This window comes from Streptomyces sp. NPDC092370, assembly GCF_044755265.1.
Classification (GTDB): domain Bacteria; phylum Actinomycetota; class Actinomycetes; order Streptomycetales; family Streptomycetaceae; genus Streptomyces.
In genome coordinates this window covers 197,621-213,477 of record NZ_JBIVQO010000013.1, presented here as the reverse complement: position 1 = coordinate 213,477, position 15,857 = coordinate 197,621, and the positions used below count along the sequence as shown (strand labels likewise).

Annotated in this window: 15 protein-coding genes; 5 read left to right on the top strand and 10 right to left on the bottom strand. The window is 73.0% G+C overall.

Annotated elements, in window-relative coordinates; genetic code table 11:
* Positions 1-5 precede the first annotated feature (5 nt).
* Positions 6-1,493 carry an MFS transporter gene (locus ACIQHQ_RS31620; RefSeq protein WP_402618432.1) on the bottom strand — a complete coding sequence of 496 codons (1,488 nt, stop codon included), beginning with the start codon at positions 1,491-1,493 and terminating at the stop codon, positions 6-8.
* A 186-nt stretch (positions 1,494-1,679) separates the two neighbouring features.
* Between ACIQHQ_RS31620 and ACIQHQ_RS31615 the strand changes: the two genes are divergently transcribed.
* Positions 1,680-2,450, top strand: a complete 771-nt coding sequence (locus ACIQHQ_RS31615) for an SDR family NAD(P)-dependent oxidoreductase (RefSeq protein ID WP_402618429.1) — start codon at positions 1,680-1,682, stop codon at positions 2,448-2,450.
* Here the strand turns inward: ACIQHQ_RS31615 and ACIQHQ_RS31610 are convergent.
* Together ACIQHQ_RS31610 and ACIQHQ_RS31605 are read right to left on the bottom strand one after the other, a co-directional pair.
* Positions 2,399-3,721, bottom strand: coding sequence for an activator-dependent family glycosyltransferase (locus tag ACIQHQ_RS31610; protein ID WP_402618426.1), 1,323 nt, complete (start codon positions 3,719-3,721; stop codon positions 2,399-2,401). The genes ACIQHQ_RS31615 and ACIQHQ_RS31610 overlap by 52 nt on opposite strands.
* Entirely contained in the window at positions 3,718-5,379 is a 1,662-nt protein-coding gene (locus tag ACIQHQ_RS31605) for an FAD-binding protein (RefSeq protein WP_402618423.1), read from the bottom strand. The genes ACIQHQ_RS31610 and ACIQHQ_RS31605 overlap by 4 nt, the downstream gene beginning before the upstream one ends.
* Before the next feature lie 204 nt (positions 5,380-5,583).
* On the opposite strand from ACIQHQ_RS31605, the gene ACIQHQ_RS31600 reads away from it, so the two are divergent.
* Positions 5,584-6,222 (top strand): dTDP-4-dehydrorhamnose 3,5-epimerase family protein, encoded by a 639-nt coding sequence (locus tag ACIQHQ_RS31600; RefSeq protein ID WP_402618421.1) that lies wholly within the window; start codon positions 5,584-5,586, stop codon positions 6,220-6,222.
* Here the strand turns inward: ACIQHQ_RS31600 and ACIQHQ_RS31595 are convergent.
* Positions 6,213-7,655: an NDP-hexose 2,3-dehydratase family protein gene (locus tag ACIQHQ_RS31595; protein WP_402618418.1), complete on the bottom strand. Its 1,443-nt coding sequence runs from the start codon at positions 7,653-7,655 to the stop codon at positions 6,213-6,215. The genes ACIQHQ_RS31600 and ACIQHQ_RS31595 overlap by 10 nt on opposite strands.
* Before the next feature lie 172 nt (positions 7,656-7,827).
* On the opposite strand from ACIQHQ_RS31595, the gene ACIQHQ_RS31590 reads away from it, so the two are divergent.
* On the top strand, positions 7,828-8,871 hold the full coding sequence (locus tag ACIQHQ_RS31590) for a Gfo/Idh/MocA family protein (protein ID WP_402618415.1): 1,044 nt from the start codon (positions 7,828-7,830) through the stop codon (positions 8,869-8,871).
* 282 nt (positions 8,872-9,153) lie between these two features.
* On the opposite strand, the gene ACIQHQ_RS31585 is transcribed toward ACIQHQ_RS31590, so the two are convergent.
* Together ACIQHQ_RS31585 and ACIQHQ_RS31580 are read right to left on the bottom strand one after the other, a co-directional pair.
* Complete coding sequence (locus tag ACIQHQ_RS31585; RefSeq protein ID WP_402618412.1) at positions 9,154-10,104, bottom strand: MBL fold metallo-hydrolase; 951 nt, start codon at positions 10,102-10,104, stop codon at positions 9,154-9,156.
* A gap of 100 nt (positions 10,105-10,204) precedes the next feature.
* The gene (locus ACIQHQ_RS31580; RefSeq protein WP_402618409.1) at positions 10,205-10,624 is read right to left on the bottom strand and encodes a nuclear transport factor 2 family protein; all 420 of its coding nucleotides are present in this window, start codon (positions 10,622-10,624) and stop codon (positions 10,205-10,207) included.
* Positions 10,625-10,811: 187 nt separating this feature from the next.
* On the opposite strand from ACIQHQ_RS31580, the gene ACIQHQ_RS31575 reads away from it, so the two are divergent.
* A complete protein-coding gene (locus ACIQHQ_RS31575) occupies positions 10,812-11,888 on the top strand; it encodes a serine hydrolase domain-containing protein (RefSeq protein WP_402618406.1) in 1,077 nt (358 codons plus the stop codon).
* A 7-nt stretch (positions 11,889-11,895) separates the two neighbouring features.
* Positions 11,896-12,660 carry an SDR family NAD(P)-dependent oxidoreductase gene (locus tag ACIQHQ_RS31570; RefSeq protein WP_402618403.1) on the top strand — a complete coding sequence of 255 codons (765 nt, stop codon included), beginning with the start codon at positions 11,896-11,898 and terminating at the stop codon, positions 12,658-12,660.
* 126 nt (positions 12,661-12,786) lie between these two features.
* On the opposite strand, the gene ACIQHQ_RS31565 is transcribed toward ACIQHQ_RS31570, so the two are convergent.
* From ACIQHQ_RS31565 to ACIQHQ_RS31550, 4 genes are all read right to left on the bottom strand, one after another.
* Entirely contained in the window at positions 12,787-13,647 is an 861-nt protein-coding gene (locus tag ACIQHQ_RS31565; protein ID WP_402618400.1) for a class I SAM-dependent methyltransferase, read from the bottom strand.
* A gap of 131 nt (positions 13,648-13,778) precedes the next feature.
* The gene (locus tag ACIQHQ_RS31560; RefSeq protein ID WP_402618397.1) at positions 13,779-14,468 is read right to left on the bottom strand and encodes an indole-3-glycerol-phosphate synthase; all 690 of its coding nucleotides are present in this window, start codon (positions 14,466-14,468) and stop codon (positions 13,779-13,781) included.
* A complete protein-coding gene (locus ACIQHQ_RS31555; RefSeq protein ID WP_402618394.1) occupies positions 14,465-15,133 on the bottom strand; it encodes an N-(5'-phosphoribosyl)anthranilate isomerase in 669 nt (222 codons plus the stop codon). Before ACIQHQ_RS31555 ends, ACIQHQ_RS31560 begins: the two co-directional genes overlap by 4 nt.
* Complete coding sequence (locus ACIQHQ_RS31550; RefSeq protein WP_402618391.1) at positions 15,133-15,852, bottom strand: transglutaminase family protein; 720 nt, start codon at positions 15,850-15,852, stop codon at positions 15,133-15,135. Before ACIQHQ_RS31550 ends, ACIQHQ_RS31555 begins: the two co-directional genes overlap by 1 nt.
* Positions 15,853-15,857: the final 5 nt, after the last annotated feature.

Sequence of the window (15,857 nt, the reverse complement as noted above, 5' to 3'; positions counted from 1 at the left end):
GTCTGTCAAGAGTTCGAGGTGCGCGCGGCGGCGGCACCGGGAGGTCGGATGAACAAGGCGGCGAGGAAGGCGGCCGCGGCGAAACCGGCGCCGGCGAGGAAGCTGGCCGACATGCTCTGCACGAACACGTGGCCCATGGCCTGCTCGGGCGAGGCTCCGGCCGGCAGGGTCTGTTCGGCGCCGCGGCCGGCGTGGGTGCCGACGGTCACCAGGATCGCGAGTCCCAGCGAGGCGCCGACCGTCTGCAGTGCGTTGTGCACGCTGGAGGCGGCGCCGGCTTCGTCGCTGTGCAGCCCGGAAGTGGCGAGGATGGCGGACGGGACGACGCAGAAGGCCATGCCGGAACCGAACAGCAGCAGCGCCGGCAGGACACTCCCCCAGTAGCCGAAGTCCGGGGTCAGGCGGGACAGCCAGACGTTCGAGGTGATCAGCAGCAGTGCGCCGGCCAGCAGCAGCTTGCGCGGCCCGAGCTGCCGCTCCAGCCAGACCGCCGCACCGGACATGGTGATCATCGCGGCGGCCACCGGGGTCAGGGCCACGGCTGAGAGCAGGGGGCTGTAGCCGGCGAACTGCTGGAAGAACTGGACGAGGAAGAAGCCCGTGCCGATCAGGGCGCCCTGTACGGCGAAGGTGCCGACGTACGCCCAGGTACGGTTCCGGTCGCTGAACAGCCGCAGTACCACGATGGGCTGCTGGGCCTGCCGTTCGATGACCAGGAAGAGGAGCAGCAGCGCCAGGCCGGCGGCGGCCGGGCCGGCGACCGTCACGTCCGTCCAGGGGTGTTCGGCGGCCCGGGTCAGGCCGAACACCAGGGAGACGGCGCCCGCGGTGGACACCAGTGCCCCCGTCAGGTCGAACCGGCCGCGGCTCGGCCGGGTCTCGTCGATCACCAGCGGCACCAGCAGCAGGATCAGCAGGCCGAGCGGCACGTTCAGCAGCAGCACCCATCGCCAGGAGCTGAGCGAGGAGAGCGTGCCCGCGAGCAGCAGCCCGCCGGCGGTGCTGGCGGCGCCGACCGCCAGGTAGAGGGCGATCGCCCGCTTGCGTGCGCTCTCTTCGCCGAACATGCTCAGCACCAGGGCCAGCGCGCTGGGCGTGGCGAGGGCGGAGCCGACGCCCTGGAGGGCCCGCAGGGCGATCAGGAGGTCTCCGGATGTGGCGGCGCCGCGCAGCGCGGCGGCCACCGTGAACAGGGCGACGCCGGTGAGGAAGACCTTGCGGCGGCCCAGCAGGTCGCCCATGCGTCCGCCGAGCAGGAGCAGTCCGCCGAAGGCCAGCAGGTAGGCGTTGATGACCCAGCCGAGGCCGACGGGGGTGAGGCCGAGGCCCTGGCTCATGCCGGGCAGGGCGATCTGCACCATCGACTCGTCGAGCAGGACCATCGCGTTGCAGCCGGCGAGCAGTGCCAGGGCGGTGCCCGCACGTACCGCACCGCGCCTGGGTGCCGCCGGTGACGGCCGGGGCGCCGAGAGTTCCGACGTGTGCACGGACATGCCTTGCCTCCTGGAAGGGTGCTACAGGGGTCCGCCCGGAATCGGCGGAGCGTGGGTGGAACGGGTGCCGGGGATCTGGGGGAACCGGCCGTGCGAGGGTGCGGTCCGGCCGGCGCTTTCGGCCCGGCCACCTTCCCAACGGGCGCTAGAGCCGCCTTCGAGTGCGGGTGGCTAGCGTCCGCGGGTATGACGCATTCCCTCAGCAGTGGTGCGGCACGGCGCACGGTCGTCGTCACCGGGGGCGGTACGGGCATCGGGCGGGCGACCGCGCGGGCCTTCGCCGCCGGCGGTGCCGAGGTCCTGGTCGTGGGGCGCACCGCGCAGACCCTCGCGGAGACGGCGGCCGGGCACGTCGGGATCCGGACCCTGACGGCCGACATCACGGCGCCGGGCGCCGCGGAGCGCATCGTGGCCGCGGCGGTGGAGTCCTCCGGCCGGATCGACGTGCTCGTGCACAACGCCGCGGTCGTGCTGCCCGAGCCGGCCGGGTCCCTCACCCGCGGGCACGCGCGGACCCAGGTGGAGACGAACCTCCTGGCGCCGCTGTTCCTGACGCAGGCGGCGCTGCCTGCCCTGGAGGCGGCCGGCGGCACGGTGGTGTGTGTGGGCACCGCGGCCGTGCTGGGCCGCCGGGCGTTTCCCGGGCTGTCCGTGTACGGGGCCACCAAGGTCGCGTTGGACTTCCTGGTCCGCACCTGGGCGGTGGAGCTCGCGCCGCGCGGCGTCCGGGCCGTGGGCGTCGCCCCGGGCGAGACCGACACGGGGATCGGCGAGCGCATGGGCTGGAGTGCCGAGGACATCGCCCGCCACCAGGCGGAGGCGGCTGCCCGCACGCCCTCGGGCCGGGTGGGCCGGCCCGAGGACGTGGCGTGGTGGATCGTCCGGCTGACACGGCCCGAGGCGGGCTACATCAGCGGCGCGGTGGTGGCGGTCGACGGTGGCGCCTCGGTCGTCTGACGGGCCGAGGCCGCCATCCGCTCCAGGACCGGCACGATGTCGTTCGGCGTCGGCTCGGCGAGGATCTCGGCGCGTGTCTTCGCGGCCGCCTCGGTGAAGGAGGGTTCCTCCAGCAGCCGCACAACCGCGGCGCGCAGCCCGTCCACGGTCAGCTCGTGGGCGGGCAGGCACAGCCCGTACCCCAGCTCCTCCACCCGGCGGGCTTTGGCGACCGTGTCCCAGCCGTAGGGGAGCAGGATCTGGGGCACGCCGTGGAGTTCGGCCGTGGAGCGGGTGCCGATGCCGCCGTGGTGGACGACCGCCGAGCAGGTGGGCAGCAGGTCGTTGAGCGGTACGAAGTCGACCAGACGGGCGTTGCCGGGGACGGTGCCGAGGTCTTCACGGGCCTGCGCGCCGAGGGTGGCGACGATCTCGGCGTCCACGTCGGCGAGCGCGTCGAGGACCGCGGCGAAGGAGAACGAGGCGTGGTCGATCTCGCCGGAGACTCCCAGGGTCAGGCAGAGGCGGGGCCGTTCGGCCGGTGCCCGCAGCCAGTCCGGTACCACGCTGGCGCCGTTGTGCGGGATGTAGCGCACGCCGACCGTGGGCAGGCCGAGGTCGAAGCGGGAGCTGGGCGGGGTGATGTCCACGGTCCACTGGCCGGTGACCATCTCCTCGTCGAAGCCGAGTCCGGGCTCGTACCGGTCCATCACCCGGCCCAGCCACTCCGCGGTGGGGTCCTGGGCGGTGCCGGGTGGCAGCGCCGCGTTCAGGCGGAGGAATTGCTGCCGGGCCCGGACGGTGATGTCCATGCCGTGCAGCAGGCGGGCGTGCGCGGCTCCCGCGGCGCGGGCGACGACCGGGCCGGCGAAGGTGTGCTGCTCCCAGACGACCAGGTCGGGGCGCCAGTGCCGGGCGTAGGCCACGAGGTCGTCGAGCATCGGGTCGTTGCTCACCGAGGCGTACAGGGCGGGCACCGCGACGGCTTCCAGGGCGAGCAGCGACTCGTGGGTCCACTGGGAGCGGTCCTCGCCGGTGAAGTCGAAGCCCTGCACGAGTGCGGAACCCTCTTCGAGGATCTGGCCGAGGAGGTCGGGCGCCCACGGGTCGTTGACGTACCAGCCGGTGACGCCGACGGGCACGGCGGTCAGGCCGGCCGCGGTGATCTGGTCGGTCAGGTCGGGGTGGCTGGCCACCCGGACCTCGTGGCCGGCGGTCCGCAGCGCGGAGGCCAGCGGCACCATCGAGAAGTAGTGGGTGTTGTGCGGGAAGGAGACGAACAGGACCTTCATCGGACGTGCTCCGCCCTGATGGACAGCGTGTGGCTGAAGACGTCGCGGGGGTCCCAGGCGGCCTTGATCCGCTGGAGCCGCGGGTAGGCGTCCTTGTAGTAGAGGTGGTGCCAGGGCACCCCGGAGGTGTTCCACCGCGGGTCGGCCATGTCGATGTCGGGGTAGTTGATGTAGCAGCCGTCGGTGTCGCGGCGTCCCGGTACCGGGACGCCTCCGGTCGCCGCGAACACGTCGCGGTAAAGGCGGCGCAGCCAGTCGACGGCCGCGGCGTCCGCGTCGGGGTCCTGCCAGGTGTTCATGTAGATCGCCTTGATGACCGAGTCGCGGTGCGGGGAGGCGGTGGCGCCGTCGGCGACCGTGTTGATCCGGCCGCCGTAGGACTGGAAGGTCACGTTGGCGAGGTCGTGCCGGTTGCCGGTGCTGTTGAGGTAGGTGTAGAGGATGTCGGCCTGGGCGTCGTTGTGACCGCGGCGCAGGTACGCCGACTTGAGCTTGTGGCGGCCGACGTCGCTGTCTTGTGCTCCGGCCAGGTACTCGGCCGCGGTGAGCCAGGGTTTGCTGCTGATCTCGGAGGTCTGCGGGGACCCGCCCACGCCGTCGGTGACGGCGCGCAGGTAGTCCCGGAGCAGGCGCTCGGCGTCCGGCCGGGTGCCGTCCATGTAGGCGTAGCAGTTGGCCGCCGGGCCGGGGTCGCCGGTTTGGGGGCGGCCGTAGAAGACCAGCCCGCTGTACAGTCCGGCGTACGGAGAGCCGGCGTCGCTGTTGTGCTCGTGCCAGCGGCCGTGGTTGCGGATCAGGCGGCGGTACGAGGCCCGGTCCATGCCCTCGCGCGGGAAGCGGACCATGCCGGCCAGGACGTCGCCGGGCGGGCGGGGCAGCAGCCGGGACGGGTCGGAGCAGTGGCGGGGGGCGTCCGGTGAGCGGAACCAGTAGCGGGTGACGAGGCCGAAGTTGCCGCCGCCGCCTCCGGTGTGGGCCCACCACAGGTCGCGGCGCGGGTCCTTTCGCTCCCGGGTCGCGACGACCGCGCGGGCCCGGCCGGCGGCGTCGACGACGACCACTTCGACGGCGTACAGGTGGTCCGCGGCCAGGCCGAAGGCGCGTGAGAGTGCGCCGTAGCCGCCGCCGGCGATGTGGCCGCCCATGCCCACGGTCGCGCTGGTGCCGCCGGGCAGGGTCACGCCCCAGCCGTGGTGGAGCTTTTTGTACACGTCCATCAGCTGGGCGCCGGCCTCGACCATGAAGGCGCGGCGGCGGGCGTCGTAGGTGACGGCGTTCATCTGGCCGAGGTCGAGGACGAGGCGGACGGCCGGGTCGCCGGCGACGTTCTCGTAGCAGTGGGCTCCGCTGCGGACCGCGATCCGCTTGCCCGCGCGGACGGCGTCGCCGACCGCGCGCACTGCCTCGGCGGTGGTGGTGACGAGCCGGAAGGCGTCCGGTCGCGCGGTGAACAGCTTGTTGCTGCCACGCGTCGACAGGGAGGCGTATCGCGGGTCGTCGGGGGTGACGAGCGCCCCTGCGCCCCCGGAGGCGGGGGGAGTCGCGGGGGCGGGGGCGTCCTGGGCGTGGGCGGGGACGATACCGACGGCGGCGAGCCCGGCGGTGGCGCCCGCCGTGAGAGTGCCGGAGACGAAGCTCCGGCGGCTGGGAACGGTCATCGTTCACCTTTCTCGGTGGCTGTTTTCCGGTGGGGCGCTCACCCCGCCCGCGTACTGCCGCCGATGCTCGGGGCTGCGGCCGCAGTACGGCTCGGGTACCGCTGGAGCCGCCGGGCCGGGGCCTTGTGTCGACCGTGGCTCGAGAGGTGTTCCCCAGACTGGGCGGGTCGCAGCCATGCCTCACATCCCTTCCCAGGAGGCCAGATGAAGACCGATGGGCGCACCGCGCCGGACCATGCCGCGCCGATCACCGTGCGGGCGCTGGCGGTCGAGGGCGCTTTCGAGTTCACGCCGCGGGTGCACCATGATGAGCGCGGGATATTCACCTCTCCGCTCCAAGGCGAGGAGTTCGTCCGGGCCGTGGGCCACTCGATGCCCGTCGTGCAGACGAACCACAACCGGTCGGCGCGGGGGGTGCTGCGCGGGGTGCACTTCACAACCACCCCGCCCGGCCAGGCGAAGTACGTGCACTGCGCGCGGGGCCGAGCGATGGATTTCGTGATCGACCTGCGGCTGGGCTCCCCCACGTTCGGTGTCTGGGACACGGTGGAGATGGACACGGAGTCCTTCCACTCCGTCTACCTGCCGGTCGGGGTGGGGCACGCTTTCGTGGCGCTGGAGGACGACACGGTGATGTCCTATCTGGTGTCGTCCCCCTACCGGCCGGGACTGGAGCAGTCCCTCGACCCGTTCGACCCGGCCCTCGCCCTGCCCTGGCCCGAGGGCCTCGCGCTGACCCTCTCGGAGCGGGACGCCCACGCCGTCGGGCTGGCCGAGGCCCGCGAGCTGGGCATGCTCCCGCGGTACGAGGACTGTCTGGCGGTCACCGGCAGCTACGCGTGAGCCAGGGCCGTCCCGGCCGGCTGCCGCGTGGGGACTGCGGCCGGGGCGGCGGTGTGGCCGGTGGGCAGGAAGCCGAGCAGGGCGAGAAGCGTGCGCGCCTCCACGTTCAGGTGGCTTCCGTGCCGGACGAACCCGATGAGCTGGCGCACGGTCATCCAGGTGAATTCCGGCGGCACCTGGAGCGGGAAGTCCTCGTCCGTCTCGACGAGCGCGTAGCGGATGCGGGCGTGGTAGAAGCGCCCGCCTTCCTCGGACTGCACGGTGTCGAACCGGATCCGGTCGGGCCGGGCGGACAGCACCGTGTCCAGGAACTCCAGACGGGGTGCGGGATCCTGGCCGTCCTGCGCGCCGGGGCCGTAGTCGGCGGGCTGGCACTGCACGGTCGGGGCCAGTTCGACGCGGGCCGGCGCTCCGGTCTCCACGCGGGTCTGCACGAGCAGGTGCAGCACTCCGTTCACCCGCTTCGCCAGGAAGGCCGCCACGCCCTGGCTGTTCGGCATGAACATGGGCTGGGACCAGCCGGGCACCTCCCGGTTGGAGTCCTCCACCCGTACGCCGAGCACGGTGAAGTGGCGGCCGTCGTCGTGGGTGATGACCCCGTCGCGCATCGACCATCTCGCGGTGTCGGCCAGGGGGATGAGCCGGCGGGTGAGGGTGCAGCGCTCCTTGGCCAGCGCCAGGTGCCGCAGCAGTGCGGTGGTGTCGTGCAGGCGCCTGCCCTGTGGCTCCCACGAGGCGGCCAGCGCGCCGTGGAACGAGTCCGGGTCGGGCACGGCACGGGTGGTCCCGGCGGGCCGGCGCAGGCCGACGGCGCCGGAGAGCACCGTACGCGTGTCCATGTTGATCAGGTCGTCGGTCTGCAGCAGTTCGGCGATCTGGTCGAAGGACAGCCAGCAGAACTCGTCCAGGAGGGGGATGTCCTCGTCGGTCTGCACGATCATGTTGTGGTTGCGTTTGGCGAGGAACCAGGAGGCCTGCTCGGACTGCAGGGCGTCGGCGAGGACCCGGCCGCGGCCCGGTGTGAGGAAGTGGTCGAGGTAGGGCACCGGGCGGCCGCCGTGCACTCCGGTGTAGTTGCTGCGGGTGGCCTGGACGGTCGGGGAGAGCTGGACCGGAAGGGCGTTGCCCGGCTCCATCTTCGCCTGGAGCAGGCAGTGCGGGACTCCCCCGAACTCCTTGACCAGGATGCCGAGGATGCCCTGTTCCGGCTGGACGAGGATCGGCTGCTGCCAGGCGTCCACGGAGCGGCCCGAACGCGTGACGTCGAGCCCCTGGACGGAGAAGAACCGGCCGCTGCGGTGGACCAGGTTCCCGGTCCCCTCCTCCAGCGACCAGCCGTCGAGCCGGTCCAGGGGGACCTTCGTCACCTCACACGCCTGCGCCTGGCAGGCCTGTTCGAACCAGCGGTGGAAGTCCGTCGTGCTGGAGAACATGCGGGCCCTCTCGTCGGGTCGGCCGCGACAGCCGCAGCGGCCGCCAGCCAGCCTCACCGACGCCGCTCGCCCCCTTCTCGATCCGGGATCGAGCCGGGATCGAGAAGGGATCGAGCCACCCCGGCCACCGTGGGCGCGTTCGAGCCCGACCGAGGACGACTGGAGTACGGCCATGCCTGTTCTCTTTGACGGGGTCCCGGCCGCGTCGCCCGCGCACGACACAGGCCGGGCCGCCGGTCCGGTCCTGCGCCTGGGCGTGCTCGGCTGCGCCGAGTTCGCGCGCCGCCGGATGCTGCCCGCGATGGCCGCCCATCGCGCCGTGGAGATCCGCGCCGTCGCCAGCCGGTCGGCCGGCCGGGCCGCGGCCACGGCGGCGCCCTACGGGGCGCGGCCGGTCACCGGATACGCGGAGCTGCTCGCCGATCCTTCGCTGGACGCCGTGTATCTGCCGCTGCCGGCCGCGCTGCACGCCGAATGGGTCGAGGCGGCCCTGGCCGCCGGCAAGCACGTGCTGGCGGAGAAGCCGCTGACGACGGATCCGGCGCGGACCCGCGCGCTGCTGGAGCGGGCCCGGGCCCTCAGCCTGGTGCTGCGCGAGAACACGATGTTCGTCCACCACGGCCAGCACGCGGTGGTGCGCCGGCTGCTGGCCGACGGGGCGATCGGGGAGCTGCGCGCGCTGCACAGCGCGTTCACGGTGCCCGCGCCCGTGGAGGGGGACATCCGGTATGACCCGGAGCTGGGCGGCGGGTGTCTTGCCGACATCGGCCTGTACCCGGTGCGGGCCGCGGTGCACCTGCTCGGCACGGAGCTCGACGTGGCCGGCGCGGTGCTGTCGGTGGCGCCGGGGCGGCGGGTGGAGACCTCCGGTGCGGTTCTGCTGCGCCGTGCCGACGGTGTCAGCGCGCAGCTGACCTTCGGTATGGAGCATGCCTACCGGTCGCGTTACGAACTGTGGGGCAGCGAAGGGCGGATCACGGTGGACCGGGCGTTCACCCCGGCCGCCGACCACCGCCCCGTGCTCCTTCTCGAGCGGGCCTCGGGCACCGAGACGGTGACCCTGCCGGCCGAGGACCAGGCGGCGGCGTCCCTCACCGCGTTCGCCGCCGCCGTCCACGGCCGGCCGGCCGGCGCCGGCGACGAGGCGGAGCTGCTGGCCCAGGCGGACCTGCTCGCGCGGATCCGGCGTACGGCGGCCTCAGGGGCCGGCGGCTGAGCCTCGGCGGCCGCGAGGGGGGCGGGCCGGCGATGCGTTACGTCGCGCGCCTGCGCCCCCGGCCCCGCGGCCGGACCGGCCGGCCCTGGGGGCGCTTCGGGCCCGCGCCGAGGACGGCCCGGTGCCCCGGGGGGTTGCCGTGTTGCGGGTCTCAGGCGAGGCAGCGGGGAAGGCCGCCTCGCCTGCGCCCGGGCCCTGCGGCCGGACCGGCCGGCCCTGGGGGCGCTTCGGGCCCGCGCCGAGGACGGCCCGGTGCCCCGGGGGGTTGCCGTGTTGCGGGTCTCAGGCGAGGCAGCGGGGAAGGCCGCCGTTGTATTCGATCATCTCGCGCAGCGCCGTCTGCATGACGGGCATCGGGAGCGGTTCCGCGGCGCCGGTGCCGGCCAGTTCCGCAAAGGCCCGGTGCAGGTTGGGCACCAGGCGCTCGGGGTCGAGGAGGCCGGCGTACGGCCCGAGGTCGGCCTCCCGGGCGGTCTCGGCCGGGGTGAGGCCGGCGGCGCGGCCCTGTTCGGCCAGCTCCCGGACCAGCCGCAGGTACCCCTCCACGGTGTCGAAGACCTCGGGGCCCGAGACCGGGCCGTGGCCGGGGACGACGGTGGTCGCCCCGAACGCGCGGAGCCGCTCCAGGGCTGCCAGGGAGCCCGCGATCGATCCCATCAGGCAGAACGGGCTCACCCCCGCCATCACCAGGTCCCCGGTGAACAGGACCCGCTGCTCGGGCAGCCATACGACGGAGTCGTTGGAGGTGTGGGCGCGCGGCCCCACGTGCACCACCTCGGCGCGCACCGATCCGACGTGCAGGGTGAGGGCGTCCCGGTAGGTGACGGTCGGCGGCACCAGCTCTATGGCGCCCCAGTCCACGTCGGGCCACAGGCCCGTCAGGTGCAGGCCGGCGGCGATCATCTCCGACCGGGTGCGCTCATGGCCGATGACCAGCGCCTCGGGGAAGAGGAAGTTGCCGAAGGCGTGGTCGCCGTGGAAGTGGCTGTTGACGACGGCCTTCGGGGCGGCCGGGTTCAACCGCAGCGCGGTTTCCCGCAGGGCGCGGGCCCGGGACTCGGTCGCGGCGGTGTCGACGAGGACGCTCTGGCCTTCGGAGACGATCACGCCGGCGTTGTTCAGGCACCATCCGCCGGGCGGCTGGACGAAGACGTGGACGCCGTCGGCGACCTCGGCCGCCCGGGCGGGCGGCGGCGCGGGGGCAACGACGGGGGCGGTGGTGCGTGATGGCACGGCCGGTCTCCTCACACTGATGCGGCGGACGCCCCGAGTCTGTCCGCAGCCGCTCGCAGCGCGGTCGAAGGTCCGCTGAGGAGCGGCGGGCGGGCCGGGGTCAGAGGTTGTCGCCCCAGCCGCCCTGGATCATGGTCTGGAAGGCCCAGGTGCCGTCCTTCCTGATGAGGACGTCCGCGTAGTGCATGCGCCGGGTCTCGCCGTCCACGGTCATGGTGCAGTCGGTGAAGACCACCGCCATCGCGGCGGAGAGGAAGACCGGGGTGCGGGTGGAGGTGAAGGAGGCCCCCTCCCCCATGACGTGCTTCATGGTCTCGACGAACTGGCGCCGGTCCCACTGCGCGGAGCGGCCGTTGCCCTGGGAGTCGTCGCTGACGAGGTTGAGCGGGAAGGCGGCCATGTCGGCCATGTCCTCGATACGGCAGGCGGTGCAGTGGGAGTCGTACTTGGTGAACCACGCGTCGAGGGAGGCGCGGTCCTGCGCGGTCGGAACGTAGCCGGTGTCGGCGGGAAGGGTCATGGTTCGCCCCCAGTGTGCTGATCAAGTTTGACTAGAGTGATCGACTCTACACGCTCCGCCACCAAAAGGAGAGCAACCCGTTCCGCATGTCGCTTCGGCTCCAACGAGCCTCCGGCGTACCTCCACGGGGCGCGGACAGGCTCGACCGGACGTGTAAACGACTGCTACCCGATGGGGGTTGTGCGAGATGACGCAGACAACGGTCGGCCGGCCGGCGGTTTCGGCTCTTCAGGAGGCTGTGCAGGGCGCGGCGGACCGCCTCGTCCAGGCAGGGGCGGCGGGCGTCCAGTTCCGGGTCGCCCGCGGTGACGAAGCGTTCGTCGTGACCTCGGGCATCGCCGAGCTGGGCACCGACCGGCCGGTGCCGGCCGACGGCCGCTTCCGGATCTCGTGCATCACCAAGCCGTTCGTGTCGGTGGTGGTGCTCCAGCTGGTCGCCGAAGGCAAGATCGTCCTCGACGACACGGTGGAGAGCTACCTGCCCGGCCTGCTGCCGCACGGCGAGAAGATCACCATCCGTAATCTGATGCAGCACACCAGCGGCCTGTACAACTACTCGGACTCGTTCCAGAAGCCGGGTGAGCGGTTCCTGCGCGACCGCTACAAGCACTACGAGCCGACCGACCTGATCGCCATCGCCGCGGCCAAGCCGCTGGAGTTCGAGCCGGGCTCCAGGTTCGCGTACTGCAACACCAACTACTTCATCATCGGCCTGCTCATCGAGAAGGTCACCGGACGCTCCTACCGCACCGAGATCACCGAGCGGGTGCTGGAGCCGCTGCAGCTGACGGAGACGGTGCTGCCGGGCGACGACCCGAACATCCCCGGCCCGCACGCCCGCGGCTACATGCAGATCGGCGGCGAGGCGGTGGACGTCACGCTGATGAACCCCTCCGAGGCCGGTTGCGCGGGCGAGATCATCTCCACCACCCGCGACCTGGACACCTTCTTCTCGGCCCTGTTCAGCGGGAAGCTGCTGGAGGAGCCGGAGTTCACCGAGATGACCACGCCGCTGCCCCCGGAGATGATCGAGAACCTCCCGATGGGCATCGGCTACGGCCTGGGCATCATGAAGCTGCAGAACGACAACGACCTCGACCTGTGGGGTCACGGCGCCGGCATCCCCGGCTACGCCACCCTCGCGGCCACCACCCGCGACCTGTCGGCCCGCGTCCAGCTGTCGTTCACCATCGGCGACAAGGACTTCGGCCCGGAGGCCGAGGAGGCCGTCATCCGCGGCGTCAACGTCGCCCTGTGCTCCTGAGGCCGACGTGACACAGGCGACGCATTCCGACGCCAAGGGCGTCATCGTCACCGGCGGCGGCACCGGGATCGGTGCGGCGACCGCCCGCGCGTTCGCCGAGGACGGTGCCCGGGTGCTGGTCGTCGGCCGGACCGAGGCGAGGCTGAAGGAGACCGCAGCCGGCCACGAGCGGATCCGGGCACTGGCCGTGGACGTCCACGACGAGGACGCACCGAGGCTGATCGTGGAGCGGGCGCTGGAGGAGTTCGGCCGGCTCGACGTGCTGGTCAACAACGCCGCCGTCACCGGGTTCGCCGCCCTGGACGGTCTGGAACGGGACACGGTCCGGGCCCAGCTCGGCACGAACCTGCTGGCCCCGGTCTTCCTCGCACAGGCCGCGCTGGACGCCCTGGAGGAGACCGGAGGCGTGGTGGTGAACGTCAGTTCGGCCGGTTCGCTGGGCCGCCGGGCCTGGCCGGAGAACTCCGTCTACGGCATGGCCAAGGTCGCGCTGGACTTCCTCACCCGTACCTGGGCGGTGGAACTGGCACCGCGCGGCATCCGCTCGGTGGGCATCGCGCCCGGTGTCGTGGACACCGGCGTCGGCGTGCGGGCCGGGATGCCCGAGGAGGCCTACCAGGGCTTCCTGGAGCAGATGGCCGGGCGCATCCCGGCCGGCCGGGTGGGCCGCCCCGAGGACATCGCCTGGTGGATCGTGCAGCTGGCGCGCCCCGAGGCGGCGTACGCCAACGGCACCGTCCTGGCCGTGGACGGTGCCCTGTCGGTGACCTGAGGCCGCCGCCGACGCGCCGCGCCCGGCCGGGACGTCCCGGCCGGGCGCGGTGCCGTAGGCGCCGGTCCCCCGGACCGCATCGAGGAAGGCGGCACCCCAAGACCCGGGGTGCCGCCTTCCTCGGTGTCAGCGGGCGACGGTGGCCGTCACGTAGCGGACGGGAACCTCGATGCGGACGGGGCCGCCGTCCTCACGCAGGGCGTCGAGGGCGGTGACGAGCCGCGCGCGCAGGGCGGCGGCCTCTTCCCCGGGCAGGTGCTGCCACAGCAGCCGCATGCCCTGCGTGTGCGACCAGTCCACCCAGGCCTGGCCGGACACGGCGGTCATCGGGACGTTCTCGTCGGTGATCCGCACGTCGGTGAAGCCGGCCTTGTCCAGGGCGGCCGTGAGGTCCGCGGGATCCTCCAGCCAGGAGTGCAGCTGCCGGTGCAACTGCTCCGGATGCCAGGCCGCCGGCAGGTGCTCCAGCAGGGACATCGGGATCAGCTCGGTGAACATCGGGGGCAGGAAGGGGAAGGTGTCGCGGGTGAAGACGGGGCTGGTGAAGGCGATCCGGCCGCCGTCGCGCAGCAGCCCGGCGTAGCGGGCGAGCGCCGCCCGGGCGTCCGGCAGGAAGATCACGCTGTAGCTGCCGAGCACCAGGTCGAAGGAGCGGGACGGCAGGTCGGGGTGCTCGCCGTCCATCACGCGCAGTTCGACGTTGCGGATGCCCTGACGGCCGGCCTCGCGGCGGGCCTCCTCGATCATCGCCTCCGCGATGTCGATGCCCAGTGCGCTGCCCCCCGGGCCGATCTGGGCGGCGGCGGGCAGCAGGGTGGCGCCGAGGCCGCAGCCGACGTCCAGGAGCCGCTGGCCCGGCTGCGGATCGACCAGTTCCACCAGCCTGCGGCCCATCGGCGTGAAGAACTCCACGCCCAGCCGGTCGTAGGTCGCCGCGGCCTCGTTGAAGGCGTCGGTGACTTTCGTCTTGTACAGCACGCTGTCCACATTCAACTCCGGGTGGTCATGTCGGGTCGGGCGCCCACGGGTGGGGGAACCGCTGCTGGCCCCATCCTGCGGACCGCACCACGGGGCGTGCTGGAGCGTTCGTCGAGGCGTGGTCGATGCCGCGAGGGGGTTCAGGCGCGGGCCGCGTCCAGCCGCGCGCACCATGCCGTCAGGCTGGGCGCGCGCAGCAGGCCGGTGCCGATCAGCAGGCCCTGGAATCCGGCGTCCAGCAGCAGGGCGGCCCGGACGGGGTCGGCGATGCCGCTGGCACTCACCGCGCAGCGGGTGCCGGTCCGCAGGACGGCGGGCAGCAGGTCCGTGCTGCGGTCCGGGTCTGCGGGAAGCCGTTCGCGGGTGGCGATGTCCTTGTTGTTGACGGCGACGACGCAGTGGGGCCCGGGCGGCACCGCGGCGGCCTCCGCCTCGTCGGCGATCTCCACGAACGGGGTCAGTCCGAGCTCCAGGGCGTGTCCGGCCAGCCGGGCCATGACACCCGCGGGCAGCAGCTTCGCGGTCAGCAGCACCGCCGAGGCGCCGAGCTCGCGGGTGCGCACGAGCTGCCTGCGGCTGGTGACGAAGTCCTTGCGCAGCAGGGGCAGGCCGGTGAGGGCGGCCACCTCGGCGAGCAGTTCCTCGGTGCCGCCGAACCAGTGTCCGGTGACCACCGAGATGCAGGGCGCGCCCGCCTCCTCGTAGCGGGCGACGACCTCGGCGACCGGCCGGCCGCCCAGCAGGTCGTTGCCGTCGGCGTCCCGCCGTTTGACCTCCATGATCAGGGGGCGATCGGCGCAGGTGAGCGCTTCGGCGAAGGACGGGTTCATGGTGTCTTCCAGGCGCGGACCAGGTCCGCCGTCCGTGCTCCATCGAGCAGGCCGGCGTCGCCCCGGGCGGCGGAGTCCACGTCGATGCCGAGGAACCCGGGGTGCTCGAGGGTCGCGCCGAACCGGTCCCGGTTGGCGTGGCGCAGGCCGCCCGCGAGCAGGAAGGAGCGTGTCATCCGGTCGGCCAGGGCGGCCACCGTGCGGTCGTCCAGGGTGTGGCCGGTGCTGCCGACCCGCCCGTCGGGGGTGGCCGCGTCCAGCAGGAACAGGTCGGTGCCGGCCCGTTCGTAGGCTGCGATCAGGCTCGCCTCCGGGCAGGAACCGTCGCGGACGTGCAGCACCTTGACGATGCGCACCCACTCGGGCAGTTCCGCCCGCAGGGCGCGGACCAGGGCGGGCCGCTGGTACCCGTGGAGCTGGATCCAGTCGGTGCCGGCGCCGGCGGCGGTCCGGGCCAGGGCCGCGGCATCGGAGCCGAAGGTGACCAGTACGGAGCGCAGCCGGCCGGTTGCCCGGGCCTCGGCAGCCAGCCCGGCCAGCCGTCCGGCGGGCAGGTTTGCGTGTCCGCCGGGAACACCGTGCCACAGGCCGATGAGGTCCGCTCCGGCCTCGGCGACGGCCCGCACCTCCTGCGCGGTGGTCGCACCGCAGATCTTGACGAACACTAGGCCGTCGCCGCCGTGTCGTGGGCGTCCCGGACGAGGGAACCGCCGGCGAAGCGGGGGGCCACGCCCTGGAACAGTCCCGGGTGCGCGGCCCGCAGGTCGGCGATGACCCAGTCGTAGGGCAGGTCGTCGAACTCGCCGTGGAAACGCAGGAACTCCATCTGCTGCCGCCCCTGCTCGTCGAAGGGGTGGAAGAGGCTGTCGGCCGTGCCGTCGAACTCCAGCGGGGTCATCCGGTACAGCCGGCACAGCGTCCGGTTGAAGACCGGGGTCGCCTTCACCCAGCGGTCCTCCAGGTGCACGGCGGTCAGGGCGTGCTGGTGGAACACGTCGCCGCCGATCAGCCGCTTGAGCCGGCCGGAGGCGAGGTGGTTGCGCACATCGGTGAGGACCAGGCGGGCGGGGATCCCCAGCGAGCGCAGGCCGGCGGCGTACAGCACCGACTTGTGCAGGCACATGCCGGAGCCGCCGGTCGCCACCCGGCTCGCGCGCAGCCCCTCGCGGGACAGGTCCGCTCCGTACACCTCGTAGCGGATGCCGTCGCGGACGGCGTAGTACAGCGCCACCGCCTGCTCGGTGGGGGTGGTGGCGCCCGCCGGTACGGCCTCGCGGACGAAGGCGCGGACCTCGGGGCTGTCGTGGTCGATGAACTCGGTCGCGGCCAGGTCCTCGGTGGCCAGGGCCGCGGATGCGGACCCTGATCCGAAGGCGTGTTTCATGGTGG

Coding starts and splice junctions, on each gene's coding strand:
- ACIQHQ_RS31620 (WP_402618432.1), bottom strand. CDS start 1,493: ATGTCCGTGCACACGTCGGAACTCTCGGCGCCCCGGCCGTCACCGGCG.
- ACIQHQ_RS31575 (WP_402618406.1), top strand. CDS start 10,812: ATGACGCAGACAACGGTCGGCCGGCCGGCGGTTTCGGCTCTTCAGGAG.
- ACIQHQ_RS31560 (WP_402618397.1), bottom strand. CDS start 14,468: ATGAACCCGTCCTTCGCCGAAGCGCTCACCTGCGCCGATCGCCCCCTG.
- ACIQHQ_RS31580 (WP_402618409.1), bottom strand. CDS start 10,624: ATGACCCTTCCCGCCGACACCGGCTACGTTCCGACCGCGCAGGACCGC.
- ACIQHQ_RS31615 (WP_402618429.1), top strand. CDS start 1,680: ATGACGCATTCCCTCAGCAGTGGTGCGGCACGGCGCACGGTCGTCGTC.
- ACIQHQ_RS31605 (WP_402618423.1), bottom strand. CDS start 5,379: ATGACCGTTCCCAGCCGCCGGAGCTTCGTCTCCGGCACTCTCACGGCG.
- ACIQHQ_RS31600 (WP_402618421.1), top strand. CDS start 5,584: ATGAAGACCGATGGGCGCACCGCGCCGGACCATGCCGCGCCGATCACC.
- ACIQHQ_RS31550 (WP_402618391.1), bottom strand. CDS start 15,852: ATGAAACACGCCTTCGGATCAGGGTCCGCATCCGCGGCCCTGGCCACC.
- ACIQHQ_RS31610 (WP_402618426.1), bottom strand. CDS start 3,721: ATGAAGGTCCTGTTCGTCTCCTTCCCGCACAACACCCACTACTTCTCG.
- ACIQHQ_RS31590 (WP_402618415.1), top strand. CDS start 7,828: ATGCCTGTTCTCTTTGACGGGGTCCCGGCCGCGTCGCCCGCGCACGAC.
- ACIQHQ_RS31595 (WP_402618418.1), bottom strand. CDS start 7,655: ATGTTCTCCAGCACGACGGACTTCCACCGCTGGTTCGAACAGGCCTGC.